Source organism: Streptomyces sp. NPDC094032 (genome assembly GCF_040303965.1).
Classification (GTDB): Bacteria; Actinomycetota; Actinomycetes; order Streptomycetales; family Streptomycetaceae; genus Streptomyces.
In genome coordinates, this window is record NZ_JBEOUE010000003.1 from 52,150 (window position 1) to 76,437 (window position 24,288).

19 protein-coding genes, 4 tRNA genes and 1 other RNA gene are annotated in these 24,288 nt (G+C 71.7%); 11 read left to right on the forward strand and 13 right to left on the reverse strand.

Annotation, left to right across the window (positions count from 1 at the left end; translation table 11 throughout):
- Positions 1-56: 56 nt before the first annotated feature.
- From purL to purS, 3 genes are read right to left on the reverse strand one after another with little or no spacing between them, the layout of a single operon-like run.
- Positions 57-2,306 carry a phosphoribosylformylglycinamidine synthase subunit PurL gene (gene purL / locus ABTZ54_RS06350; protein WP_351657851.1) on the reverse strand — a complete coding sequence of 750 codons (2,250 nt, stop codon included), beginning with the start codon at positions 2,304-2,306 and terminating at the stop codon, positions 57-59.
- Positions 2,306-2,986, reverse strand: coding sequence for a phosphoribosylformylglycinamidine synthase subunit PurQ (gene purQ / locus ABTZ54_RS06355; protein ID WP_116159822.1), 681 nt, complete (start codon positions 2,984-2,986; stop codon positions 2,306-2,308). Before purQ ends, purL begins: the two co-directional genes overlap by 1 nt.
- Positions 2,983-3,228: a phosphoribosylformylglycinamidine synthase subunit PurS gene (gene purS, locus ABTZ54_RS06360; RefSeq protein ID WP_046909015.1), complete on the reverse strand. Its 246-nt coding sequence runs from the start codon at positions 3,226-3,228 to the stop codon at positions 2,983-2,985. Before purS ends, purQ begins: the two co-directional genes overlap by 4 nt.
- Positions 3,229-3,558: 330 nt before the next feature.
- On the opposite strand from purS, the gene ABTZ54_RS06365 reads away from it, so the two are divergent.
- From ABTZ54_RS06365 to ABTZ54_RS06380, 4 genes are all read left to right on the forward strand, one after another.
- Positions 3,559-3,903, forward strand: coding sequence for a histone-like nucleoid-structuring protein Lsr2 (locus ABTZ54_RS06365; RefSeq protein ID WP_351657854.1), 345 nt, complete (start codon positions 3,559-3,561; stop codon positions 3,901-3,903).
- A 113-nt stretch (positions 3,904-4,016) separates the two neighbouring features.
- A tRNA-Gly gene (locus ABTZ54_RS06370) sits at positions 4,017-4,088 on the forward strand.
- Between the two features lie 80 nt (positions 4,089-4,168).
- Positions 4,169-4,241: transfer RNA gene (locus ABTZ54_RS06375), tRNA-Gly, on the forward strand.
- Between the two features lie 146 nt (positions 4,242-4,387).
- Positions 4,388-4,463, forward strand: a tRNA-Gly gene (locus ABTZ54_RS06380).
- A 43-nt stretch (positions 4,464-4,506) separates the two neighbouring features.
- Here the strand turns inward: ABTZ54_RS06380 and ABTZ54_RS06385 are convergent.
- From ABTZ54_RS06385 to ffs, 6 genes are all read right to left on the reverse strand, one after another.
- The gene (locus ABTZ54_RS06385; RefSeq protein ID WP_351657856.1) at positions 4,507-5,418 is read right to left on the reverse strand and encodes a phosphoribosylaminoimidazolesuccinocarboxamide synthase; all 912 of its coding nucleotides are present in this window, start codon (positions 5,416-5,418) and stop codon (positions 4,507-4,509) included.
- A gap of 88 nt (positions 5,419-5,506) precedes the next feature.
- Positions 5,507-6,967, reverse strand: a complete 1,461-nt coding sequence (locus ABTZ54_RS06390) for a N,N-dimethylformamidase beta subunit family domain-containing protein (RefSeq protein WP_351657858.1) — start codon at positions 6,965-6,967, stop codon at positions 5,507-5,509.
- 225 nt (positions 6,968-7,192) lie between these two features.
- Positions 7,193-9,190, reverse strand: coding sequence for a M48 family metalloprotease (locus ABTZ54_RS06395; RefSeq protein WP_351657860.1), 1,998 nt, complete (start codon positions 9,188-9,190; stop codon positions 7,193-7,195).
- 300 nt (positions 9,191-9,490) lie between these two features.
- Entirely contained in the window at positions 9,491-10,741 is a 1,251-nt protein-coding gene (gene purD / locus ABTZ54_RS06400; protein ID WP_351657862.1) for a phosphoribosylamine--glycine ligase, read from the reverse strand.
- A gap of 61 nt (positions 10,742-10,802) precedes the next feature.
- Positions 10,803-12,947 (reverse strand): DNA polymerase III subunit gamma and tau, encoded by a 2,145-nt coding sequence (locus ABTZ54_RS06405; RefSeq protein WP_351657864.1) that lies wholly within the window; start codon positions 12,945-12,947, stop codon positions 10,803-10,805.
- A gap of 56 nt (positions 12,948-13,003) precedes the next feature.
- Positions 13,004-13,102, reverse strand: an RNA gene (gene ffs, locus ABTZ54_RS06410) — signal recognition particle sRNA small type.
- Positions 13,103-13,220: 118 nt separating this feature from the next.
- Between ffs and ABTZ54_RS06415 the strand changes: the two genes are divergently transcribed.
- From ABTZ54_RS06415 to ABTZ54_RS06425, 3 genes are all read left to right on the forward strand, one after another.
- Positions 13,221-13,308, forward strand: a tRNA-Ser gene (locus ABTZ54_RS06415).
- Positions 13,309-13,617: 309 nt separating this feature from the next.
- Entirely contained in the window at positions 13,618-14,709 is a 1,092-nt protein-coding gene (locus ABTZ54_RS06420) for a DUF4365 domain-containing protein (RefSeq protein WP_351657866.1), read from the forward strand.
- 128 nt (positions 14,710-14,837) lie between these two features.
- Positions 14,838-15,938 (forward strand): hypothetical protein, encoded by a 1,101-nt coding sequence (locus tag ABTZ54_RS06425; protein WP_351657868.1) that lies wholly within the window; start codon positions 14,838-14,840, stop codon positions 15,936-15,938.
- An 89-nt stretch (positions 15,939-16,027) separates the two neighbouring features.
- On the opposite strand, the gene ABTZ54_RS06430 is transcribed toward ABTZ54_RS06425, so the two are convergent.
- The 4 genes from ABTZ54_RS06430 to ABTZ54_RS06445 form a co-directional block, all read right to left on the reverse strand.
- Complete coding sequence (locus ABTZ54_RS06430) at positions 16,028-16,588, reverse strand: hypothetical protein (protein WP_351657869.1); 561 nt, start codon at positions 16,586-16,588, stop codon at positions 16,028-16,030.
- Between the two features lie 92 nt (positions 16,589-16,680).
- The gene (locus ABTZ54_RS06435; protein WP_351657871.1) at positions 16,681-18,462 is read right to left on the reverse strand and encodes an RCC1 domain-containing protein; all 1,782 of its coding nucleotides are present in this window, start codon (positions 18,460-18,462) and stop codon (positions 16,681-16,683) included.
- A 169-nt stretch (positions 18,463-18,631) separates the two neighbouring features.
- A complete protein-coding gene (locus ABTZ54_RS06440) occupies positions 18,632-19,519 on the reverse strand; it encodes a GNAT family N-acetyltransferase (RefSeq protein WP_351657873.1) in 888 nt (295 codons plus the stop codon).
- Positions 19,520-19,606: 87 nt separating this feature from the next.
- A complete protein-coding gene (locus ABTZ54_RS06445) occupies positions 19,607-19,927 on the reverse strand; it encodes a hypothetical protein (RefSeq protein ID WP_351657875.1) in 321 nt (106 codons plus the stop codon).
- Positions 19,928-20,097: 170 nt separating this feature from the next.
- On the opposite strand from ABTZ54_RS06445, the gene ABTZ54_RS06450 reads away from it, so the two are divergent.
- The 4 genes from ABTZ54_RS06450 (at position 20,098) to ABTZ54_RS06465 (ending at position 24,219) form a co-directional block, all read left to right on the forward strand.
- A complete protein-coding gene (locus ABTZ54_RS06450) occupies positions 20,098-20,685 on the forward strand; it encodes a dienelactone hydrolase family protein (RefSeq protein WP_351657877.1) in 588 nt (195 codons plus the stop codon).
- Between the two features lie 160 nt (positions 20,686-20,845).
- The gene (locus tag ABTZ54_RS06455; protein ID WP_351657879.1) at positions 20,846-21,262 is read left to right on the forward strand and encodes a hypothetical protein; all 417 of its coding nucleotides are present in this window, start codon (positions 20,846-20,848) and stop codon (positions 21,260-21,262) included.
- A 21-nt stretch (positions 21,263-21,283) separates the two neighbouring features.
- On the forward strand, positions 21,284-21,943 hold the full coding sequence (locus ABTZ54_RS06460; protein ID WP_351657881.1) for an ABC transporter ATP-binding protein: 660 nt from the start codon (positions 21,284-21,286) through the stop codon (positions 21,941-21,943).
- The gene (locus tag ABTZ54_RS06465; protein ID WP_351657883.1) at positions 21,940-24,219 is read left to right on the forward strand and encodes an FtsX-like permease family protein; all 2,280 of its coding nucleotides are present in this window, start codon (positions 21,940-21,942) and stop codon (positions 24,217-24,219) included. Before ABTZ54_RS06460 ends, ABTZ54_RS06465 begins: the two co-directional genes overlap by 4 nt.
- Positions 24,220-24,288: the final 69 nt, after the last annotated feature.

Here is a 24,288-nt window from a genome sequence, read left to right on the forward strand (position 1 = left end):
CGGAGCCCCCGCCCGGGTGGGGCGGGGGCTCCGTTCCGTACGGATACGGGGGCGGGTCAGGCCAGCAGGCCCGGGATCGTCGCCTCGTGGGCCGCGCGCAGCTCCTCCAGGGAGAGGCTGAACTCGCCCTGCACCTCGACCGCGTCGCCGTCGACCACACCGATCCGGGCGGCCGGCAGACCCCGCGCACCGCACATGTCGGTGAAGCGGAGCTCCTCGCTGCGCGGGACGGACACGACCGCGCGGCCGGCCGACTCGCTGAAGAGGAAGGTGAACGCGTCCAGGCCCTCGGGCACGACCAGGCGGGCGCCATTGCCGCCGCGCAGGCAGGACTCGACGACCGACTGGACCAGACCGCCGTCGGACAGGTCGTGGGCCGCGTCGATCATGCCGTCGCGGGAGGCCGAGATCAGGATCTCGCCGAGCAGCTTCTCCCGGTCGAGGTCCACGGCCGGCGGCAGACCGCCGAGGTGCTGGTGGATCACCTCGGACCAGGCCGAACCGCCGAACTCCTCCTTGGTGTCGCCCAGCAGGTAGAGGAGCTGGCCCTCTTCCGCGAAGGCGATCGGGGTGCGGCGGTTGACGTCGTCGATCACACCGAGGACGGCCACGACGGGCGTCGGGTGGATCGCGACCTCACCGGTCTGGTTGTACAGCGACACGTTGCCGCCGGTGACCGGGGTGCCCAGCTGGAGGCAGCCGTCCGCGAGACCACGGGTGGCCTCGGCGAACTGCCACATCACGGCCGGGTCCTCGGGCGAACCGAAGTTCAGGCAGTCCGAGATCGCCAGCGGCTTCGCACCGGAGGCGGCGACGTTGCGGTACGCCTCCGCCAGCGCGAGCTGCGCGCCCGTGTACGGGTCCAGCTTGGCGTACCGGCCGTTGCCGTCGGTCGCCATGGCCACGCCGAGGTTGGTCTCCTCGTCGATCCGGACCATGCCCGCGTCCTCGGGCTGCGCCAGGACCGTGTTGCCCTGCACGAACCGGTCGTACTGGTCCGTGATCCAGGACTTCGAGGCCTGGTTCGGGGAGGACACCAGCTTGAGGACCTGGTCCTTCAGCTCGGCGCCGCCCTGCGGCCGGGGCAGCTTGCCGGCGTCGTCGGCCTGGAGCGCGTCCTGCCACTCCGGGCGCGCGAACGGCCGGTGGTAGACCGGGCCCTCGTGCGCGACGGTGCGCGGCGGGACGTCGACGATCTGCTCGCCGTGCCAGAAGATCTCCAGGCGCTCGCCCTCGGTCACCTCACCGATGACGACCGCGATGACGTCCCACTTCTCGCAGATCTCCAGGAAGCGGTCGACGTGCTCGGGCTCGACGATCGCGCACATGCGCTCCTGCGACTCGCTCATGAGGATCTCCTCGGGCGAGAGCGTCGCGTCGCGCAGGTGGACCCGGTCGAGCTCCACGCGCATGCCGCCGGAACCGGCGGAGGCCAGCTCGGAGGTGGCGCAGGACAGACCGGCGCCGCCGAGGTCCTGGATGCCCGCGACCAGCTTCTCCTGGAAGATCTCCAGGGTGCACTCGATGAGCAGCTTCTCCTGGAACGGGTCGCCGACCTGGACCGCGGGGCGCTTCGTCGGCTTGCTGTCGTCGAAGGTCTCCGAGGCCAGCACGGAGACGCCGCCGATGCCGTCGCCACCGGTGCGGGCACCGTAGAGGATCACCTTGTTGCCGGGGCCGGAGGCCTTGGCCAGGTGGATGTCCTCGTGCTTCATCACGCCGATGCAGCCGGCGTTGACCAGCGGGTTGCCCTGGTAGCACTCGTCGAAGACGACCTCGCCGCCGATGTTCGGCAGGCCCAGGCAGTTGCCGTAGCCGCCGATGCCGGCGACCACGCCGGGCAGCACGCGCCGGGTGTCGGGGTGGTCCGCGGCGCCGAAGCGCAGCGGGTCGACAACGGCGACGGGGCGGGCGCCCATGGCGAGGATGTCGCGGACGATGCCGCCGACGCCGGTGGCCGCGCCCTGGTAGGGCTCGATGTAGCTGGGGTGGTTGTGCGACTCGACCTTGAAGGTGACCGCGTACCCCTGGCCGACGTCGACGACGCCCGCGTTCTCACCGATGCCGACGAGCATGGCGTCGTTCTCGGGGACCTTCTCGCCGAACTGCTTCAGGTGGACCTTGCTGCTCTTGTACGAGCAGTGCTCGGACCACATGACGGAGTACATGGCGAGCTCGGCGCCGGTGGGACGGCGGCCGAGGATCTCGCGGATCCGGTCGTACTCGTCCTCCTTGAGGCCGAGTTCCTTCCAGGGCTGCTCGACGTCGGGCGTCTCGGTCGCGTGCTTGACCGTGTCCAGAGTCATCAGGCGTTGACCAGCTTCTTGAGGATCGAGGTGAAGAAACCGAGACCGTCGGTCTTGCCGGTACCGATCAGCGGCTCGACGGCGTGCTCCGGGTGCGGCATGAGGCCGACCACGTTGCCCGCGGCGTTGGTGATGCCGGCGATGTCGCGCAGCGAGCCGTTGGGGTTCACGTCCAGGTAGCGGAACGCGACCCGGCCCTCGGCCTCCAGCTCGTCGAGCGTGCGCTCGTCGGCGACGTACCGGCCGTCCATGTTCTTGAGCGGGACCTCGATCTCCTGGCCCTCGGTGTAGTCCGAGGTCCAAGCGGTCTCCGCGTTCTCCACCCGCAGCTTCTGGTCGCGGCAGATGAAGTGGAGGTGGTTGTTGCGCAGCATGGCGCCCGGCAGCAGATGGGCCTCGGTGAGGATCTGGAAGCCGTTGCAGATGCCGAGGACGGGCATGCCCGCCTTCGCCTGCTCGATGATCGACTCCATCACCGGCGAGAAGCGGGAGATGGCGCCGGCCCGCAGGTAGTCCCCGTAGGAGAAGCCGCCGGCCAGGACCACGGCGTCGACCTGCTTGAGGTCCTTGTCGCGGTGCCACAGCGAGACGGGCTCGGCGCCCGCCAGGCGGGCCGCGCGCAGCGCGTCCTGGTCGTCGAGCGTTCCGGGGAACGTGACGACGCCGATGCGTGCGGTCACGACTCCACCTTCACGGTGAAGTCCTCGATCACGGTGTTGGCAAGGAACGTTTCGGCCATCTCATGGATGCGGGCGAGGGCGGCCTCGTCGACCGGTCCCTCCACCTCCAGCTCGAAGCGCTTTCCCTGGCGGACGTCGGCGATGCCCTCGAATCCAAGGCGGGGCAGTGCACGCTGCACCGCCTGTCCCTGGGGGTCGAGGATCTCCGGCTTGAGCATGACGTCGACTACGACGCGTGCCACTGGCACTCCCGGTGGTGTGTTGCGTGGGCGGTTCCCTCAGCGTACCTGCCTCCAAATTCTACGCGGGTAGAAGTCTGAAGGATCCTACAAAGGGCCCCAGCACGACCCCCCGATGAATTCAAGTGGAATATCGTCCGCCGACCGGGACACGCGGAAACAATTGAGTGGGCTTCACAATGCGCCACCTGCCACTGTACAAAGGGAATGCAGAGACAAGCGCGTTATTGCCCCCCGATTGCCCCCGGGGAGCCGTCTGATCGGCGTCGCAGCATGTCAGAGCGGCGTGGACGTCGAGATGACAGGGCGATCCACAGGAAAGGACCGATATCCGTGGCGCAGCGAGTGGTGGTCACCCTCTCCGACGACATCGACGGTGGAGAAGCGGCGGAAACGGTCGCGTTCGGCCTGGACGGGAAGACGTACGAGATCGACCTGAATCCCGCCAATGCAAAGAAACTGCGCAAGGCGCTCGCGCCCTACCTCGCCGCGGGCCGCAAGCTGAGCGGCCGGCCCGGCGGCGCCGCGAAGGCGGTGCCCGCGGGTGGCTACAAGCACACGGCGCTCGCCCCCGACCCGGCCGCGGTCCGCGCCTGGGCGCAGTCCAACAAGATGGACGTGCCCGCCCGGGGCCGCATCCCGAAGCGGGTCTACGAGGCCTTCCGCGCCGCGAGCTGACCCCGCGTCCGACCCGGCTCCGACCCCGGATTTGCATCCCACCCCCCATGATCCGCTAGAGTCTGGAACACGCCGAGGGGCGAGGCCGCAAGGCCCCGAACCTCAAGCAGCGTGCGGGTGTAGTTCAGTAGCAGAACAGCCCCCTTCCAGGGGGAAGGCGCAGTGTGCAATCCCTGTCACCCGCTCTGCATCGCGTTACCGAGCACTCCGGTGCATCAGGTAGAGTGGTGCTCGCGCCGCCCGGTGGAAGCCGAGCGGAGGCAATGCGGACGTGGCTCAGTTGGTAGAGCATCACCTTGCCAAGGTGAGGGTCGCGAGTTCGAATCTCGTCGTCCGCTCAGGGAACGAAGGCCCCGGTTCATCGAACCGGGGCCTTCGTCGTGCTCCCGGCACGGCTGTGGCGCCCACCACAACAGCGGGCCCCGAAAAGCGGGTCATCGGCACCCGGGACATTGGGTATAGTTAGCAGCGCGCCAAGGCGCATGCGGACGTGGCTCAGTTGGTAGAGCATCACCTTGCCAAGGTGAGGGTCGCGAGTTCGAATCTCGTCGTCCGCTCCATGAAGAAGCCCCCGGTCGAATCGACCGGGGGCTTTCTCGTTCCCTAGGACCAGGACTTCCCGGTCAGCAGCTCGAACGCCTCGATGTACCTGCCGCGGGTCTTCTCCACGACCTCCGGCGCCAGGGCCGGCGGCGGCTGCTCGCTCTTGCGGTCCCAGCCGGAGGCCGGCGAGATCAGCCAGTTCCGCACGATCTGCTTGTCGTACGAGGGCTGGGCGCGGCCCGGCTCCCACTCGGCGGCCGGCCAGAAGCGGGAGGAGTCCGGGGTGAGCACCTCGTCGGCGAGGACCAGGCGCTCGCCCTCCGGGGTGCTCTCGAAGCCGAACTCGAACTTGGTGTCCGCCAGGATGATCCCGCGCTCGCGCGCGATGTCCCGGGCCCGGGAGTAGACGTCGAGGGTCGTACGGCGCAGCAGCGCGGCGGTCTCGGCACCGACCTGGCGCGCGACCTCCTCGTACGACACGTTCTCGTCGTGGTCGCCGACGGCGGCCTTCGTGGCCGGCGTGAAGATCGGGGCGGGCAGCTCCGAGCCGTCGACCAGGCCCTCGGGCAGCGCGAGACCGCAGACCGTGCGGGACTCGTCGTACTCCAGCAGGCCGGAACCGGTCAGGTAGCCGCGGGCCACGCACTCGACCGGGACCATGTCCAGGGACTTGCAGATCAGGGTGCGGCCCGCCCAGTCGGCGGGGGCGCCGGCCGGGATCTCGTCCGACAGGATGTGGTTCGGGACCAGGTCGGCGAGCTGGTCGAACCACCAGATCGACAGCTGGGTCAGCACCCGGCCCTTGTCGGGGATCTCGGTCGGCAGCACCCAGTCGAACGCCGACATGCGGTCGCTCGCCACCATCACGAGCTCGCCCGCCTCGTTGCGGTACAGGTCGCGGACCTTGCCCGTGTGGAGATGGGTCAGGCCCGGGACCTGGACAGGCTCGGGCTTTTCTACGAATCCGGACACGGTTCCTCCGCGTAGGTTGATCCAGGAGCGTGTCCGATTCTCTCGCACATCCGGGCGGATCCCGCCGCCAGGCCCTGTGACCCCCCGCTCAGTCCCTCTTGCAGATGCGGTCGAGGAGATTCGCCGTGGCGCGCTGGACCCGGGTGTCCACATGGCCCGGCCGGTCCAGCGCCGGCGACCAGGCGAAGGTGCCGGCGGCGAAGACCCAGGCGCCCGACGGGGCCCGGTACAGGCTCGTCTCCTGGTGCCGCAGCGCCCCCTCGCTGTCCCGGTAGGGCGAGTGGGCGAGCAGGATGCGGCCCTGATGCTCGGGGAGCGCGGTGCGCGGGAAGTAGCGGTCCGCCTCGCCCGCGACCAGGCCCGGGAGCTCGTCGCCCTCGCCCGCGCCGGTGGCCTCCCAGAGCCAGTGGTCCGCGTTCCGTACGACCAGCGGCTGCGGTTCGGGCACCCGGCCCGCGTACTGGATGCCGAGCAGCTGCTGCTCCGGCCGGTCCACCTCGCGCCACAGCGCCGGGCGGCCGGGGCCACGGCGCTTGCGGCAGGTGAGCAGCCGGTCCGGGGCGCCCGACGGCGACGGGCCCAGCTCCACCTGCCAGTACATGGTGTTGGCGGAGAGGAAGACGAGCGAGGTGCCCTGCTCACGGGCGAGTTCGGCGGTCCGGCGCATGGGCGCCGACCAGTACTCGTCGTGGCCCGGGAAGACCAGGCCCCGGTAGCGGCTCGGGTCCACCCGGCCCGCGTGCAGATCGCGGGTCTCGGCGTACGCGAGGTCGTAGCCGTAGCGCTCGGCCCAGCGGATGAAGTCGTAGGCGTGGCCCACGTGCAGCGGCAGGCCCGCGCCCGCGTACGGGCGGTCGAAGGAGACGGTGACCGCCGCCTCCTCCTCGCCGAGCAGCCGGCCCTCCGCGTCCCAGGCGTGGTAGAGGCTGGCGCCGGTCCGGCCGTCCTCCGGATAGAGGTTGTACGCCTGCCAGGTCACGTCCGGCAGGACGAGCAGCAGGTCCGCCGGGTGGCTGTCGCGGACCGTGAACGGGATGTGGGAGCGGTAGCCGCCGACGGTGGTGAGGACGGCGACATAGGCGCCGATCGACCAGTACGACGGGATCTGGAGCCGCCAGGACTGCCACCAGTGGTGGCAGGAGACGGTCCGGTCGGCGGTCAGCGGGGCCGGCTGGACGATCCCGGAGAGCCGGGGACTGGTGGTGATCTTGGCGGCTCCGTCGCCGCCGTAGTGCCCGATCCGGTAGATGTCGACCGAGAACTGCTGCGGCGGGTCCACCGTGATGTGGAAATCGATCGCCTCGCCGGGAGCGACGCCCCCGCTGGAGGCGAAGCCCTTGATCTGGCCGTGCACGTCGTCGGCCATCCGCGGACCGCCGACGCCACCGCGGGCCAGCGTCTCGTCCGCGTACCAGGGCACCATCTGACCGGTGTCGTCGAAGTAGTTGTCCGAACCGCGCAGCCAGGGCAGCGGGCCCTGGCCGAACGGATCGGACACGGCATGGGCCAGCGCGCCCGATTCCCACCGCCTGATCTGCTCCGCCCCCATGCTGCGCCCCTCCCTCGACTCCCCCGGCCGACTGGTCAGTGCCTTTGGATACTGCCTTTGGATACTGCCCCTGGATACGGCCACGGGGGACGGCTTCCGGACACTGCCTCTGTCAGTGCCGGTCTCCAGCACATCACATAACGCACGCAGTCCGTCACCGTTCGTCGTGAATTGACGAGAGTGGAAGCAGCCAGTCCGGTGTGGTCCGGTGCGGGTGCGCGCTGCTCAGAGCAGGCGGACGGGCTTCTCCGGGCGCACCCCGGTCCTGGCCAGCCAGGCACGCAGGGGCTCCGGGTCGCCGTCCTCGACGAGGGCGAGGACCACGCCGTTCAGATCGGTGCTCCGCTCCCCGGCGACGAGCAGCGCGGGCCCGTCGAGCCAGTCGAGCCCCGGGGCCGCCTCGGCCGTGTCCACGGCGGCGCAGCAGACCATGGCCGCCACGTGGTCGGCGAGCAGGTCCCGCCCGGTCCGGGGCGGCTGGAGCGGGAACAGCGGCAGCTCCCCGTCGAGCCCCTCGACGGCGGGCACGACCGGCCGCATCCCCTCCTCCCGCGCCGCCTGCGCGGTGAGCGCGGCGGCCAGGGCGTCGGCGGCGGGGTTGGGGGTGGGGGGGTGACCGAGGTCCGGGTCGAGGTCCGGGTCGAGGTCCTGGTCGGGGTCCTGGTCGGGGTCGAGGGCGAGGTCGTGCTCGGGGTCGAGGGTGAGGTCGTGCTTGGGGGCGAGGTCGGAGCCGACGTCAAGGTCGGAGCCGGGCTCGGGGTCGGTGGCCGGGGTCTGGCCGGGCGCCGGGGTCTGGGCCGTCGGCGGGGTCTGGCCGGGCGCCGGGGCCTGGCCGGGCGCCGAGGTCTGGGCCCTCGGCGGGTCGGGCGTGGTCGTGGGCGTGGGCGCCGTCGTGTCCTCCGGGTCCGGTGCGGCCTCGGCGGCCGTGGTCCCGGTGGTCCCCGTGTCGGGCCGGGGCGTCGTGAGGCGGGCCATGACGCGGGACAGGGTCGGGGCGTCGGAGGCCTCGGGGGGCGCGGAGCCCTCGGGGCCGGGGGCCGGGCCGGGCGGGCCCAGGCGGTCGAGGACCTGGTGGAGGCGGGCCGCGTCGGCGCGCCAGGTGCGGTCGACGACCTCCTCCGGATACTGGCTCCACTCGACCGGCGCCCAGTCCGGGCCGGGCTCGGCGGGGCCGCCGTGGAAGAGACGGGCGGCGAGCAGCGAGGTGGCCGCGTCGACCGTGCCCGGCTCCTCCAGGAGGTCGCAGGCGGGGCGCTCGCCGAGCCGGGAGGTGAACCCCTCGGCGAGGCGGTCGCGGCGGGAGAGCTCGGTGAGCGCGGAGACCACGCCCGCGTCCAGGCGCGCGGGCCAGCGGCCCATCCGCCAGGCGGGCAGGGCGACCCGGGTCAGCAGCCGGTCCCAGCCCGCGTAGGCGAGGCCGACCTGCTCCTGGGCGACGATCCGTACCCCGTAGTCCACGGCCTGCGCCCGCTCGGAGCCGGCCGCGGCCACGCCCCGCTCCATCTCGGCGGCGTGCGTCCGGCAGCCCACGAGCATGATCCGGGCCAGCCGGCCGACGCCGAGCGCGCCCAGCCTGCGGACCGGGTCGAGGCCGGGGCGCCGGGGCACGGCCACCGCCGCGTCCAGGCCCCGTACGAAACGGCGGGCCGCGGCTATGTCGGGGTGGGCGGCCGGACCCGTACCGGCGACGACGGGGGCGAGGACCGCGCGGAGCTCACCGACGCGCATCCACCACAGGAAGGGCGAGCCGATCACGAGGACCGGCGCGTCCCCGCCGCGGTGCCGGCCGTGCGCCGGGTGCGAGCGGTCCTCCAGCCAGCTGTCGCAGTCCGGGGTCAGGGCTATCGCGGAGGGCGCGGGGACCCCGAGGCGGTCGGCGAGGTCGCGGACCATCCGGTAGAGGTCGGGGGCGGAGGTCTCGGCGAGCTCCACCGTGGGCGTCAGGGCGGGGCGGGCCCGCGCGACGACCAGGGCGACGGCGGCCGCGGCGAGGAGCACGCCCACGGCGACGACAGTGACCACCCAGCGGGCGGTGTCCCAGGCGGGGCCCGTGAAGTGGCCGGTGACGCCGCCCGCGTAGAGGACGACGGCGACAGCGGCGGGAAGCACCGCGGCGCCCAGCGCCCTGCCGCGGACGCGCAGCACGGCCAGGGCCCGGGCCCGCGCGGCACGCGCGCCGAGCTCGTCGCCGATCACCGAACCGGTACCGGACACGCCGTACATCACCCCCTCCTGCCCTTGTCGGGACTACCCGTGGCGGTGTTGCTCACTCCCCCACTGTGGCATCCGCCACCGACATCGCAATGCCGGTGGGCCAAGTGCCGGAACACTCTCCGAACGCCTTCGCCGCACCCTAGTTGGGGCTTCGGCGGGCGTCATCCAGACAGGCGATCCGTCACTCGATGGAATGGCTTTGGCTAAAGGTGATGACGAAAGCGCGGCCGTGCTGTTGACTGCACGGCCGCGCTTTTGTGTCGCTTGATCCGGATCGTTTCCGGTCTATGACGGTTCGATCGGGTTCGCTCAGGCCCCGGCGGCCTTGAGCGCGATGTCCGTACGGTGCTGGGAACCGTCAAGGCGGATACGGCCGACTGCCGCGTAGGCGCGCTCGCGGGCCTGCGCCAGGTCCGTACCGGTGGCGGTCACCGAGAGCACGCGCCCGCCCGCGCTGACGACGGCGTCGCCGTCCCGCTTGGTGCCGGCGTGCAGCACGTACGCCTCGGGGGCGTCCGTGGCGGCGACCTCGGCCAGACCCTCGATCGGGTCGCCGGTGCGCGGGGTGTCCGGGTAGTTGTGCGAGGCCACGACCACGGTCACGGCGGCGTCGTCGCGCCAGGTGAGCGGCGTCTGGTCGTCCAGGGTGCCGTTGGCGGCGTTCAGGAGGACGCCCGCCAGCGGGGTGCGGAGGCGGGCCAGCACGACCTGGGTCTCCGGGTCACCGAAGCGCGCGTTGAACTCGATCACCCGCACACCGCGGCTGGTGATCGCCAGACCCGCGTACAGCAGACCGGAGAACGGGGTGCCGCGGCGGCGCAGCTCGTCGACGGTCGGCTGGAGCACCGTCGCCATGACCTCGTCGACCAGCTTCGGGTCGGCCCACGGCAGCGGCGAGTAGGCGCCCATGCCGCCGGTGTTCGGGCCCTCGTCGCCGTCGAGCGCGCGCTTGAAGTCCTGCGCGGGCTGGAGCGGGAGGACGGTGGTGCCGTCGGTGATGGCGAAGAGGGAGACCTCGGGGCCGTCCAGGAACTCCTCGATCACCACGCGGTCGCAGGCGAGCGCGTGCTCCCGGGCCTTCGCCAGGTCCTCGGTGACCACGACGCCCTTGCCGGCGGCGAGGCCGTCGTCCTTCACGACGTACGGAGCGCCGAAGGCGTCCAGCGCCTCGTCGATCTCCTCGGGGGTGGTGCAGACGTAGCTGCGGGCGGTCGGGACACCGGCACCGGCCATGACGTCCTTGGCGAACGCCTTGGAGCCCTCCAGCTCCGCGGCCTCCCGGGACGGGCCGAAGGCCGGGATGCCGGCGGCGCGGACGGCGTCGGCGACACCCGCGACGAGCGGGGCCTCCGGGCCGACGACGACCAGCTCGGCGCCGAGCTCGGTGGCCAGACGGGCGACGGCGGCGCCGTCGAGCTGGTCGACGGCGTGCAGCTCGGCGACCTCCGCGATTCCGGCGTTGCCGGGCGCGCAGTACAGAGCGGTGACGTCGGGATCGAGGGAGAGGGAGCGGCACAGGGCGTGTTCGCGGGCGCCGCCGCCGATGACGAGGACCTTCACGCCAGCCAGGGTAGCCCGCGGGGCGGGATGCCCCTTGTGCGGGCCACCGAGCGAGACGCCGCTACTCGTTCGTGTATTCCTCCAGGACCGTCGCGCCGAGCTCGCGCACGATCAGGTCGTGGCCGGAGAGCGCGGAGTCCACGAGGTCCGGGTCGTCCTCCTCCGGGACGTCGTCCTCGGGCGCGACGGGCGGCGGGGCCTGCGGCGTGTGGACGGGGGCCGGGGCCTGCTGGACGGGCGGCGGAGCCTGTACGGGCGCGGGGGCCTGGACCGGGGCCTGCTGCACGGGCGGCGCGGCCGGTGCGGGGGCGGGCGCGGGCGGGCGGCCGCCGAAGCCGCCGGCGGGGGCGCCCCCGCCGGAGAAGCCGCCGCCACCGAAGCCGCCGGCGGCGGGCGGCGCGGCGGCACCGCCCGAGGGGTCGATGATCGCCTCGACGCGCCAGTTCACGTTGAACTGCTCGGCGAGAGCGGCCTTCAGGACGTCCTCGCTGCCGCTGCTCGCGAAGTTGTCGCGGGCGCCCGCGTTGAGGAAACCGAGCTGGAGGGTGGTGCCGTCGAAGCCGGCGACCTGGGCGTTCTGCGAGAGCAGGATCCAGGTGAAGCGGCGGCGGCCCTTGACCGCCTCCAGGATCTGCGGCCACATGTTCCGCACCTGGGCGGCGCCGGCGGCCATGCTCCCGCCGGCCGCCGGGGCGGCGGGCTGGGCGGCGGCCTGCGGGGCGAGGGCCTGCGCCTGCGGGGCGGGGGCGGCCGCGGGCACGGCGGCTCCCGGCCAGGCGCCGGGCGCACCGCCACCGGGCTTGGCGGCCCCGGGCCACGCACCGGGCCGCGGCGCCTCGGCGGCCTCGGGCTGGGGCGCGGGGGGCTGCTGGTACGCGACGGGCTCGGGCTGGACGGGCGCGGGAGCGGGGGCGGGCGGCATGGGCGGCGCGGCCTGCGGCACGGGGGCGGCGGGCGGCGGGACATGGGCCTCGGCGGTCGGCACGTACCCCATCTGGGGCGCCGGGGAGCTCGTCGTGAACACGGGCGCGGGCACGGGCGCGGCGGCGGCGCCGCGCTCCAGCCGGTCGAGGCGCGCCTGCAGGGAGCGCTCATCGTCGAAGGCGGCGGGCAGCAGCACGCGCGCGCAGATCAGCTCCAGCTGGAGCCGCGGCGAGGTCGCGCCGCGCATCTCGGTCAGACCGGCGTTGACGAGGTCGGCGGCCCGGCTGAGCTCGGCCGAGCCGAAGACGGAGGCCTGGGCCTGCATGCGCTCGATGACGTCCACCGGGGCGTCGACGAGCCCCTTCTCGGCGGCGTCGGGGACGGCCGCGAGGATCACGAGGTCGCGCAGCCGCTCCAGGAGGTCGGCGACGAAGCGCCGGGGGTCGTTGCCGCCCTCGATGACACGGTCGACGACCTCGAAGGCGGCGGCGCCGTCCCCGGCGGCGAAGGCGTCCACCACCGAGTCGAGCAGGGACCCGTCGGTGTAGCCGAGCAGGGACGTCGCCATGGCGTACGTCACACCCGCGTCGGTCGCGCCGGCGAGGAGCTGGTCCATCACGGACATCGAGTCACGCACCGAACCGGCACCGGCCCGCACGACGAGCGGCAGCACGCCGTCCTCGACGGGGATGCCCTCGCGGCCGCAGACCTCGCCCAGATACTCGCGCAGGGTGCCGGGCGGGACGAGCCGGAAGGGGTAGTGGTGCGTACGCGACCGGATCGTCCCGATGACCTTCTCGGGCTCGGTCGTGGCGAAGATGAACTTCAGGTGCTCAGGCGGCTCCTCGACCACCTTCAGCAGGGCGTTGAAGCCCGCCGAGGTGACCATGTGCGCCTCGTCGATGATGTAGATCTTGTACCGGCTGGAGGCGGGCCCGAAAAAGGCCTTCTCCCGCAGGTCACGGGCGTCGTCCACACCACCGTGCGACGCCGCGTCGATCTCGATGACGTCGATGGAGCCCGGCCCGTTGCGCGCGAGGTCCTGGCAGGACTGGCACTCCCCGCACGGGGTGGGGGTGGGACCCTTCTCACAGTTCAGACAGCGCGCCAGGATCCGGGCGCTGGTCGTCTTGCCGCATCCACGGGGACCGCTGAACAGGTACGCGTGATTGACCCGGTTGTTCCGCAGCGCCTGCTGCAGCGGGTCGGTGACATGCTCCTGCCCGATGACCTCGGCGAAGGACTCGGGGCGGTAGCGGCGGTACAGCGCGAGAGACGACACGTATACGAGGTTATAGGCGCCCACCGACAACCCGGGAAACGACGACCCGCCCCGGGAACGCAAGCGCCCCCCACGCACCCGCCAGAGCCGACCTACCCTTGCTGCCTTCCGGCCCTGGGGGAGTTCAGTCAGATAGCGCCACGTGAGGGGCTCCGCCCAGAGTACCCGATCCGAACCCCTCCCCGACCACCCCCGTCGACCTGCACCCTTCACCGCCCCCCCACCCGGAATCGTGTGCGCGAGCACCCCCTCCGGTCATGTAATGTTCTCCCCGGAGGATTCGCCTAGTGGCCTAGGGCGCACGCTTGGAAAGCGTGTTGGGGGCAACCCCTCACGAGTTCGAATCTCGTATCCTCCGCCAGTGCCTCACCGGGCACGATGTCGAAGGGCCCCACCGTTCACGGTGGGGCCCTTCGACGTTCGTCGGACCTCGTATCAGAGGTGCGGGGCAGAATCTCGGCGGACGACATCGCCTCGAAACCCGGGCGGGGCGAGCGAGGAACCTCCGGAGGGGCAGCATGCCGAAGATCCCGAAAGGCCGGCGTGTGGGCCAGGCGGCCGTGAACGCGGTACGCACCCTCCTCGAGGAGCATGACCACATCGTCCAGGAGATATCCGGCAGAACGACTTCGGCGAGGATCTCTACGTCACGTTCGTCGAGGACGAACAGGTGACGAGCGACGTGATCAGGGTTCAGGTCAAGGGCGGTGCCAAGTGGCGCCGCGCCAACGGCTACGCGGTACCTGTCGGCCACCACGGCAGCACCTGGGCGGACGGGAACATCCCCGTCTACTGCGTGGTGTACGACCCGGACAGCAAGCGGCTCTTCTGGGCGAACGCAACCCACCAGCTCCGGCGGGCCGGCGCGTTCAGCCGCCCGAAGGTGATCGGAGTCAGCCCCAACGCGGTGCTGGCCGACACGACCATGGAGTCGTTCGTCGCACAAGCCCGTCGCTATGTCGGGCGCTACCGGGGCAGGCAGGCCGTTCTCACTCACCTGGGAGAGATGTCCGGGGTCGAATTCGATCCGACGGACCACGTCCTGCACTTCGTCAACGGTTACGACGAGGACCTCATCTTCTGGAAACGGGCGGGAGACGATCTCGCCACCCTGCTGCACAGCGCACTCGACTGGGAGCCTCATCTCGTCAGCCTGGCGTCCCTGATGCGCTCCGAGATGCCGCCTCCCGGCTTCGGGGCGGACGATGAAGCCGCGACTCGGGTTTGGAACGACCTCGATCTGTCATCCGCCGAGGACCTGGAGCTGAGCAAGCCGGAGATCATGTGGGTGGCCTCCTGCTTCCTGTCCACTCGGCAGGCGGACGAGGAATCGGAGGATCTCTTCGGACCCGACGCGTGCGTAGGGTGCCCGAGCTGCACGGGCAAAGAACCGGTGGAGCACACCAACATCCCAGCGGACACCCTCCACCACTACGTGATCGACCGCATCCTCACCCGGATCGAGGTCGAACCCGACCTACTCGACCGCTCGATCTCGGCCATGCGTGAGGATGGCCGGCTCGAGCCGGAGATCGTGGCAGAACTCGGTCCCCTCGAAGCAGATCCGCGCATCGTTCGGCAGGTGGCGAGGCTGAGCCGCTCGGCCGTGAACGACCTTGAGCCGGAAGCGCTCCGCTTGGCCGTGCTGTACCTGATCCATCGCATCTACGTCGGCGGCCCCTCGCTGCCCCTGGACGAGCAGGTCCGCATCGTCTGGCGTATCCCCGAGCCCGGGCACGAGACATCCGCCGAGGACTTCTGAAATCCGGCTTCAGGAGGCCACGCATTCCGCGGCGACGCCCGTCACCTGATGGAGAAGGCGCCCGTTGTAGGGGCGTGAACTCCTCCGCCGCGACGCGCCCCTTCCCGGCTCATCAGGAGCCGACCAGCATGCCCCTTCCGTACTCCGGGCACCGGATCCAGACGACGCTCCTCCACCGGCTGGGCACCGACCACTGGCACGCTCGTGTACCAGCCGGCCAACTTGTCGGACTCGGCGAGGCACTCGACGCCGCGGAGCGACTCGGAGCCAGGCGCGAATTCCTCGAGGGTTCCGCCCAGAACCGGGAGCGGGAACGGGTCTTGCGCGAGCGGCCAGAGGCCCTCAGCGTTTTGGGACAAGTGGTCCTGGGCGCCGGCAGCGTCTTCTGGGTACCGGACGGCACTCGCAGCAGCGGCACCCTCGATCTCTTCGGGCTGGAGTGCATCGATGGGTTTCAGCTGCTCGCCCTCATCGCCCGTCTCGCCGCCACGTTGACCCTGGAGCATCTGAACCAGGCCGTACTGGATGTCCGCATCTTTACCGGAGCGGCCCGTGAACTGGCTCGTGGCGAGTACGACCGTGCACATCTGTACTGCAACCCCGCCGAACCGCAGGACCTGCTCGTCCGTCACCCCATCATGATCAAACTGGTCAAGCAGTTCGCCAACGATCAGCTTCACTTCAAACTTCGGCGCGGGGAGCGGCGCGGCCCGCACCGAGCGGGATACTCCATCGGCGAGGCGACCACGGCGCTCGCGCTCTTCTCGCGGGAAGCCCATCCCGATCTTGCCCATCGCACGCTCGAGGACAAGGGCCGGCAGGAGATCTGGCGGGATCCTTCCGGCCCGGCATTCCGCACCCTGTTCAACGACCGCACCCAAGCGACGGGCATCCGTATCGCCATCACGTTCCGCCGGTCCATCCTCGACGTGCTGGAAGAGATGCTCCGGGCCCGGTCGGCCCACCACTGGCACCTACTGGAGGACGCTCCTGACCTGGTGGTCTGGGCAGTCTCCCGCCGACTGCCGATCGACTGGCTGCACTGCAGTCAGCGGGACCCCGCGGCACCGCAGTGGGAGAAGATCCTCGACGAGGTACCCGCGCTGACGCGGGAAAGCGCTGAGAGTCTTGTTCACGCGTACGAGCAACTGCGACCGAACCGCGTGTACAAGCGGGCTGAAGTACGCGAGCTGCCCTACTGGAAGCAGCTGCTCAAGACCGCCGGCTGAGCCGTCAAGGCCGCGGGGGCCTCGGCGCCCGGACATCACGAAGGCGCCGATTCTTCCCACTCTTCCCAGCATTTGCGGGTTCCCGCGGGCTACACCGGGCAGGGGCGGTATTCGAGGCTGAGTTCGCGGTCGACGGCGTAGCTGGTGCGCATGGAGGCGTCGGTGACCTTTTCCCAGGAGCCGTACTTGGCGTAGAGCTGGTCGGCCGTGGGGCCGAGGGGGCTGCCGTACTTGGCCTGGTTGCGCTCTTCCAGAATGCGGACCTCCTCCGGGGTCATGCCCGCGCGGGTGATCTCCTTCGCCTGGTTGCGCATGTCGACCAGCTCGCGGGCGATCTCCTCCTCCGAGGAGCCCGACGCGCGCATGTCGGCCTCCGTACGGTGCATGTCCTCCAGGAGCTCGTGGTAGCGGATCCGGGTCCGCTGGGCCTCGACCTTCTCGTCCATCGGCAGCACCCGGATGCGGCACACGACCGGGTCGGTGCTGGGACACGGGTCGTCGGCCGAGACCGGCGGGGCGAGCGGGGCGGTGATGATCGAGCCGCAGGCCTCCGCGGCGGTCGCCGTGGTGGAGGCGGCGGCGGTCAGGAGCGCGACGGTCGCCACGAGGGGCAGCAGGACACGGCGCGGCAGCGAGGTGGGAAGGCGCATGGGCGCATCCTCGGCAACCGCGCCGGTTCCGTTCACGCAGGCACGCCGCGTGATCACCCGGGAGGGGAGGGGCGGGTCGGTCGGGTGGCGGCTCAGCTCAGTCGTGTACTGATGGTCGCCGTGTTGTTGCCCGGTCGCGGATCGGGTGTGGTGCTGGTGGCCTCGGCCGAGTCGGTGATCTGTGGCTGATTCGTCAGCAGGGCCTTCACCGCGAGGGTGACGGTCACGTCGCCGCCCCTGGAGAGCGTGCCGAAGGAGCACGTCACCGTGTCCGTCGCACCCGGCGGCGGCATGTCGCAGGTGCCCGTGGACGGGGTGGCGCTGACGAAGCGGCCGTTGGCCGGCAGGTGGTCGGTGAGGACGACGCCCTCCGCCGCGGTCGGGCCGTAGTTGTGGACGCGGACGGTGTACGTGAGGGTCGCCCCGTTCGCCACCGGCTCGGGGCTCGCGGAGATCGACGTGGCCAGGTCGGCGCTCGGCCGGGAGACCGCGACCATGTGCGCGCCGCCCGCGGCGATCGAGGTCACGCCTTCGAGGAGCCTGGCGCAGGGCACCTTCTGGCCGAGGGCGCAGACCCGGACGGGCGTGAGTGCGTCGACGCCCGACGTACCGTCACCGAGCTGTCCTTCGAGGCCGGAGCCCCAGGCGCGTACGGTGCCGTCGGAGCGGACCGCCACGCTGTTGTTGCCGGTGACGCCCGCCGCGATGGCGGTCACCGCGCTCAGATGCGTGGTGCAGCCGCCGGGCGCGCAGACCTGGACCGGCACCTTCCTGGGCGTGGTCGTCCCGTCGCCCAGCTGGCCATTTCCGTTGCCGCCCCAGGCGACGGCGGAGCCGTCCGTACGCGCCGCGAGACTGTGCGACCCGCCCGCGGCCACCGACCCGACGCCGGTCAGGAACGAGGTGCAGGGCGCGGTCTGCCCGACGGCGCAGACCTTCACCGGGGTGGTGGTCTGGTTGCCGACGCCGTCGCCCAGCGCGTCGCCGGTCCCCCAGCTGTGCACAGTGCCGTCACGGTGCGCGGCCAGGCTGACGTGCTGCCCGGCGGCCACGGACACCACATCGCCCAGGCCGGACACCAGCACCGGCGTGGTGCGGGTCGTGGTGGTGCCGTCGCCGAGCCGGCCGTCTCCGTTGAAGCCCCAGGACGCGACGGTGCCGTCCGTGCGTACCGCCAGGCTGTGCTGATAGCCGGACGTGATGCTGGTGACCCTGCTGAGGAAGGACGTGCACGGCGCCGTCGTGAACAGGTCGCAGACCCGTACCGGAGTGGTCCGGTCCGTCGTCGTACCGTCCCCGAGCCGGCCCCCGAAGTTGCTGCCCCAGGTCACGACCGTGCCGTCGGCGAGCAGCGCCGAGCTGTGGACGTCGCCCGCCGCCACGGACACCACGCCCGTCAGGAACGACCCGCACGGCGCGCTCTCCCCGACCGCGCACACCCGCACCGGAGTGGCCCGGTCCGTCGTCGTACCGTCGCCGAGTTCGCCGTAGCCGTTGTCCCCCCAGCCGACGACGGAACCGTCCGCCAGCAGGGCGATGCTGTGCCCGTCGCCGGCCGCGACCTTCACGACGTCGTCGAGCGGCGCCGTGCACGGGGCCGTCTCGCAGACCCGCCCGGGGACGGTGCTGCTCGCGATCGTCGTGCCGTCGCCGAGCTCGCCGGAGACGTTGGCCCCCCAGGCGAGGGCGGTGCCGGGCGGGCCTGGACGGATGTCGCGGGTGTCGTGCGTGTCGGCGTACGCGGGGGAGATGACCGACAGGGCGGTGACCGACAGGGCGGTGATCAGGGTGAGGGCCCAGGTGGTCACCGTGGCGTGTGGTCTTCGTGGGGTCGGGCGCCGGCGGGTGCCGGGCGGGGGGTCCAGGGCGGTCATACGCGCTCCTCTCACGGGGCGGGCCGGACCGCCGGCAGGAACGCCGCCGTCCCCGGCCGACGCGCTCACCATGCGGCCACCCCCGAGCACCCACCCGTCAGCGACACCTCGCCTTCACCCGATCAGCGCGGAGGCCGGAAGGGGGGAGCGCGTCGTCGGGGGGGGACGGCTACAAGTTCCGCTGGAACTCGTGGGCCGCGTGGGTCGGCAGGTAGCCGAGTGCGTCGTTGACGCGGCGCATGTACGGGTTGTTGTCGGCCGTGTCCGTCAGGAGGCCGCCCAGGTCGGGGTAGTCCGCGCGGGCCCGGACGATCGCCGCCGCCTTCATCCAGCGGGCCAGCCCGTGACCGCGGTGCTCGGGGAGGACCCCGGTGCCGTAGTGCTGGGCGTCGCCCGTACCGCTGCCGGGGACCACGAGCTCGGTGAAGCCGGCGATGGAGCCGTCCGAGGCGTCGACGGCCGCCACGGTGTGCAGGACGTCCCCGCGCCCGGCGACGGCGCCGGCCGCCGCCCGTACCCGGTCGAGGTCCCAGACGACCGTGCCGTAGTCGACCGCGCCCATCGGCATGTCGTCCATCGCCCGCCGCGAGGCCACGAAGGTCTCGGCGAGCTCCTTCGGGACCATCCCCTGCCACTCCACGAGCCGGTAGCCGTCCGGCGCCTTCCCGACGAGCGCGGTGAGGGCCGGCAGGTCCGCCTCGGCGGGCACGAGCCGGGCGTACGTGAGGGTCATCGCGACCCCGAACTCCCGCGCCCCCAGGAACGCCTCCCCCGGCGACCCCGCCTCGGCCTGCGCGACGAGGCTGCGCCGGCCGTCCAGCCGCGCGGCCTCGACCGCCGCGTCCAGCAGCCGCGAGCCCACCCCGTGGCGCCGCTCGGCCGGGTGGACCTGGATGTCCAGCTCGGCGAGGTGCCGCTGCCCCTCCTTCGCGAACAGGCGCAGGAACGCGGACCCGAGGGGGGTGCCGTCCGACCCCGAGGCCAGCCAGGCCAGGCGGCGGCCTATGGCGGTGGGCTCGGGGTCGGGGTCGGTCAGGGCGGTGATGCGTATGGACAAGGTGTCTCCGTCACAACGGGTGGGGTCGCCGGGGGCGTTGAGAGTGGTGAGGGTAACGGTGGTACGGGTATGGGGCGCGCCCCTCGTTCAGTCGTCGAAGTTGTCGCTGGCCAGGCGGAGTGCCAGTTCCTGGAGGATCGGTTCGGTGCCGGGCTCCGCGCCCGCCGCGTCGTGGGCGTCGGCGACGGCGTCGAAGGCGAGGATGAAGCCGTTGACGAGTGCGCTGAGGGGGTCCGAGAGCTGGGCAAGGACAGCGAGCCCGGCCTCCTCGGCGGTCGCGCCCTCCGGCACGGAGAACTCCCGTGGGATCACCTCGCCGAGGAGGTCCGAGACGAGGCTCTCGTCCACTCCCCCGCGCAGCGCCGTCAGAGCGGCGATGGCCTTGAGCTTGATCTCGTTGTCCTTCACGTGCCGAGCCTAGGAGCCCGCCCGCGCCGAGATCGCGCGACACGAGATCGGCTGCTCCGCGGAGTGGCCCGAGTGCCGGGCCGGGAGGGGGGCGGTTGTCAGTGCGGCCCGGAATGATGGGCGGACATCGAGGGACGCGCGGCGTACGAACGAGGGACGGGGACTTGCTCATGGCCGAGGTACTGCTCTTCCACCATGCCCACGGACTGACCCCCGGCGTCCTCGCCTTCACCGGGGAGCTGCGGCGTTCCGGGCACACCGTGCATGTGCCCGACCTGTACGAGGGCCGGACGTTCGAGAGCCTGGAGGACGGGGTCGGGTACGCGCAGGAGGTGGGCTTCGGCACGCTCGTCGAACGCGGCGTACGCGCGGCGGAAACGCTTCCGGCGCGGCTCGTCTACGCGGGCTTCTCCCTCGGCGTCCTCCCCGCCCAGAAGCTGGCCCAGACCCGGCCGGGCGCGGCGGGCGCGCTGCTGTTCGAGGCGTGCGCGCCGGTGGAGGAGTTCGGCGGGGGCTGGCCGGAGGGGGTGCCGGTCCAGGTCCACGGGATGGACGCCGATCCGTTCTTCGCGGGCGAGGGGGACGTGGACGCGGCACGGGCGCTGGTGGCGGGGGCGGGGCCTGGGAGCGGTGACCTGTTCCTCTACCCGGGGGACCGGCATCTGTTCACGGACCCGGGGCTCGCGGGGTACGACGCGGAGGCGGCGGGCGTGCTACTGGGGCGGGTGCGGGGGTTCCTGGACGGGGTGGGGGGCTGAGGTAACGGGGGGTGGGGGTGGGGGTGTTGACGGTCCTCCGGTCGCGATTCACCAGATGGAGGGAAGGAAGAGAAGGAAACGATCCGCCATTTCACTACGGTGAGCAACACCCTCAATACTCAGAGCCACAGGTTCCCTTGGTGCTCTGAGTGGAGGCGTTGTGCGTAAGTGGGTGTCGGTGGCGGTGGCCGCCGGGTTGTTCGCCGGAGGGATCGGTGCCGCGGTGGCGGACTCGTGGAAGGAGATCAAGACCAGGACCACGGACGGTTCCACGTTCCGGCACGCGAAGTACCGCTGGGAGCCCAAGGACAGCAATCACGGGGGCTTCCACTTCAAGGGCGATCTGGTCGACAGCTTCCCCAACGACGGCCACAACGTCTACCTGCAGGCGAAGGTCCAGGGCTACGCCTGGAACCGCTTCAACGGAGTCCAGCGCCAGACCGTCCACCTGGAACAGGTGGTCTACGACGGCGCGGCTCTGTACTCCACGGACGCCTCGATCCGGGTGTGCCGGGACCGGGGCTCGCTGCGGCCGGACAACTGCTCCCCCGAGCTCTCCTACCACCGGAACGGCTGACGGAGAGGAGCACGAATCACCATGAACGCCGTTCTCCGCGCCGAGCGCGTGGATCTCTTCTACGGGGCCCACCAAGCCGTCAGCGGCGCCGATTTCACGCTGCGGCGCGGAGAAGTGGCCGCTGTCATGGGAAGCAGTGGATCCGGCAAGTCCTCCCTGCTCTACTGCCTCGCCGGGGTGCTGGCCCCCACCGGCGGGCGGGTCGTCTTCGACGGCGTCGATCTCGCGACCCTCGACGACGACGAGCTGAGCACGCTGCGCCGCGAGCGGTTCGGGTTCGTCTTCCAGTACGGCGAGCTGTTGCCCGAGCTGACCGTCGAGGAGAACGCGGCGCTCCCGCTCCGCCTCGCCGGCCAGCGCAAGGCGCCCGCGCACGCGGCGGCCGGCGAGGTGCTGGGACGGCTCGGCATGACCGAGCTGCTCCAGCGCAGGACCTCCCAGCTGTCCGGCGGCCAGAGCCAGCGGGTCGCCGTGGCGCGGGCCCTGGTGCACCGCCCGGCCGTCGTGTTCGCGGACGAGCCGACCGGGGCCCTCGACAGCGCCAACGCCGCGGCCGTACTGGACGAGTTCCTGCGGCTGGCGCGTGATCAGGACACGGCGGTCGTCATCGTCACGCACGACGAGAGCGTGGCCGCGCGGGCCGACGTCCGGTACACGATGTCCGACGGAGTCCTGAAGTGAACGGTTTCCTGTTCGGACTGCGGCTGCTGTGGCGCGGCGGGCGGCGGGGGCGGGCCCGCTTCCTGCTGATGACGGGCGGATGCGCGCTGGGGGTGGCCTGTCTGGCCGCCGTCCTCACCATCCCGGCGATCATCGGCGCGCATGAAGCTCGGTCCAGCGCCCGGAACCCCCGCCCGGTCGCGCAGGACACGTACGCGAAGCACGCCTCGACCATCACGTACGCGACACGCCAAGACGCGTACGGATCCGAGCCGTTCTACCGGGTGTTCGTCGCGCGCACCGGGCCGGGACCGGCTCCGCTGCCGCCCGGGGTGGATCGGCTCCCGGCAGCGGGCGAGGTGATCGTCTCCCCTCGACTGCGCGAGATCCTCACAGAGGAACCGGGGATCTCCGGACTTCTGCCGGGAAAGGTGATCGGCGTCATCGACCCGGCGGGCTTGGCCGGCCAGGACGACCTCTACGCGTATGTAGGACGGACGAGGCAGCAACTCCCGTCGGATGCGTCCGGACTCCGCTCGTTCGGTTCATCGTTCGATCCGCAACCCGCGGTGGAGGAGTCCACTCTGGACATCCTCCGCTTCACGCTCTCCTGCATCGTCCTGCTCCCCCTCGCCGTATTCCTCTCCGTCTGCGCCCGCCTCTCCGCTGCGTCGCGGGCCCGCCGTCTGGCCGCGCTGCGCCTGGTCGGGCTGAGCATGAAGGACACACTGCGGGTCAACGCGGGGGAGACCGTGGCCGCGGCATTCCTCGGTGCGGTGGCCGGGGTGCTCGGATATCTCGGCTTCAACGAGGTCATGGCGCGGATCGGACTTCCCGGACTTCATTGGTATCCGGCCGACGGGCGGCCCGATGCGGTAACGCTCGCCGTGTGTCTGGTGCTCTGCCCCGTGCTCGCCTGGTTCGTCGGCCGGCGGTCCGCCCGCGAGGCGGCGCTCACGCCGCTGAACGTGCGCCGAAGCGCACAGCGCAAACCGCCGAAGACGTACGGGACCCTGCTGCTGGTGCCGGGACTCGGTGTCATCGGGGGGTACTGCGCCCTCAGCGTCTTCGGACGGGATCCGTCCGGAGGCAGTGCCAGCGCGGTGCTCGTCCCCGGGGCGGTGCTCCTCACCGGCGCGGGGCTGGTGTTCGGGCTCGCCCCCGCCACTGCGTGGCTGGCCCGTGGGCTGGCCGGTCGTGTGCGGTCGTTGCCGCTCACCCTCGCGATGCGCCGGGCCGAGGTCGAACCGGGCAGCGCGCTGCGCGTCGTGACCGGGCTCGTCCTGCTCGTCTACGCCGCCTCGTTGACGCAGGGCGTCCTCGTCGAGCTGGACCAGGTCAGCCGCCGCACCGCGCCCATCCAGGAGTACGCCGTGTCCGTGGACGCCGTCGACGCCCACCAGCGAGCGCGCCTCAGCCGGCTGGCAGGGCTCAAGGGGCAAGGACTCACCGCCGACTCGTGGATCCGTTCGCTCGACGAGGACACCCCTCGGATCACCGCAGCCATCGCGACATGCGCGCAACTGGCCTCTTTCACAAAGTCGTCCAGCGGCTGCGTCGACGGCAAGGTACTCCGCGTCGACGAGCCGGACACCCTGCAGAATCCGGACGGGCGGCCCGGCCGCGGCTTTCCGTTCCTCCTCGACAACGGCCGGAAGATCACCGTCGTCGTTCCGCGGGAGAAGGTGACAGTGTTCGCCTGGCAGCCTTCGGCGTTCTCCGGCGTCGACGTCCTCATCCCCCCATCCCTCCTCCCCCCAGGCACCGTCCCGGCCAACGGCACGATCAGTCTCGTCACCGCCTCCGACCCCGCCACCGTTCGCACCGCCCTCGACGCCATCGGCGCCATCGCGCCCACCGCCGAGGTCGAGCCCGTCGGGATCGTCGTCAGCTCGCTCCATCAGCTCACCGTGATCCGCAGCCTCCTCGCCGCCGGCATGGTGCTCGGGCTCGTCGTCGGGGTCGCCGCGTTCGTCGTGTCGGTGGCCGATCGGGCGATGGAGCGGCGGGGGCAGGTGGCCGCGCTCGCTCTGTTGGGGGCGCGGGGCGGGACCCTGCGGTGGGCGCAGTGTGCGCAGGTCGTGCTGCCGCTCGGGGTGGGGCTCGGGGCGGCCGTGGTGACCGGGTGGCTGGCCGAGTCCAGCTATCTGATCACCGGGGGCGGGGCCGTGCACTGGGACTGGGCCGGGTTGCCGTTGCTGGTCGTGGCGGCGCTGGGTGTGCTGGTGGTCGGCGGTCTTGCCTCGCTCCCGCTCGTACGGCGGCACGTGGATCCCGAGCACATCCGGCGGGACTGAGCCGGGTCCGAGCAGGAGGGCTCCGAAGGAAGATCCGCCCCGCCGATGAGTTTTCGGCGGGGCCCCGGT

Bases quoted from the DNA above. Each gene is read 5' to 3' on its own strand.
- purL (WP_351657851.1), bottom strand. From the start codon at position 2,306: ATGACTCTGGACACGGTCAAGCACGCGACCGAGACGCCCGACGTCGAG.
- ABTZ54_RS06390 (WP_351657858.1), bottom strand. From the start codon at position 6,967: ATGGGGGCGGAGCAGATCAGGCGGTGGGAATCGGGCGCGCTGGCCCAT.
- ABTZ54_RS06395 (WP_351657860.1), bottom strand. From the start codon at position 9,190: ATGTACGGCGTGTCCGGTACCGGTTCGGTGATCGGCGACGAGCTCGGC.
- ABTZ54_RS06425 (WP_351657868.1), top strand. From the start codon at position 14,838: ATGCCCCTTCCGTACTCCGGGCACCGGATCCAGACGACGCTCCTCCAC.
- ABTZ54_RS06430 (WP_351657869.1), bottom strand. From the start codon at position 16,588: ATGCGCCTTCCCACCTCGCTGCCGCGCCGTGTCCTGCTGCCCCTCGTG.
- ABTZ54_RS06435 (WP_351657871.1), bottom strand. From the start codon at position 18,462: ATGACCGCCCTGGACCCCCCGCCCGGCACCCGCCGGCGCCCGACCCCA.
- ABTZ54_RS06450 (WP_351657877.1), top strand. From the start codon at position 20,098: ATGGCCGAGGTACTGCTCTTCCACCATGCCCACGGACTGACCCCCGGC.
- ABTZ54_RS06460 (WP_351657881.1), top strand. From the start codon at position 21,284: ATGAACGCCGTTCTCCGCGCCGAGCGCGTGGATCTCTTCTACGGGGCC.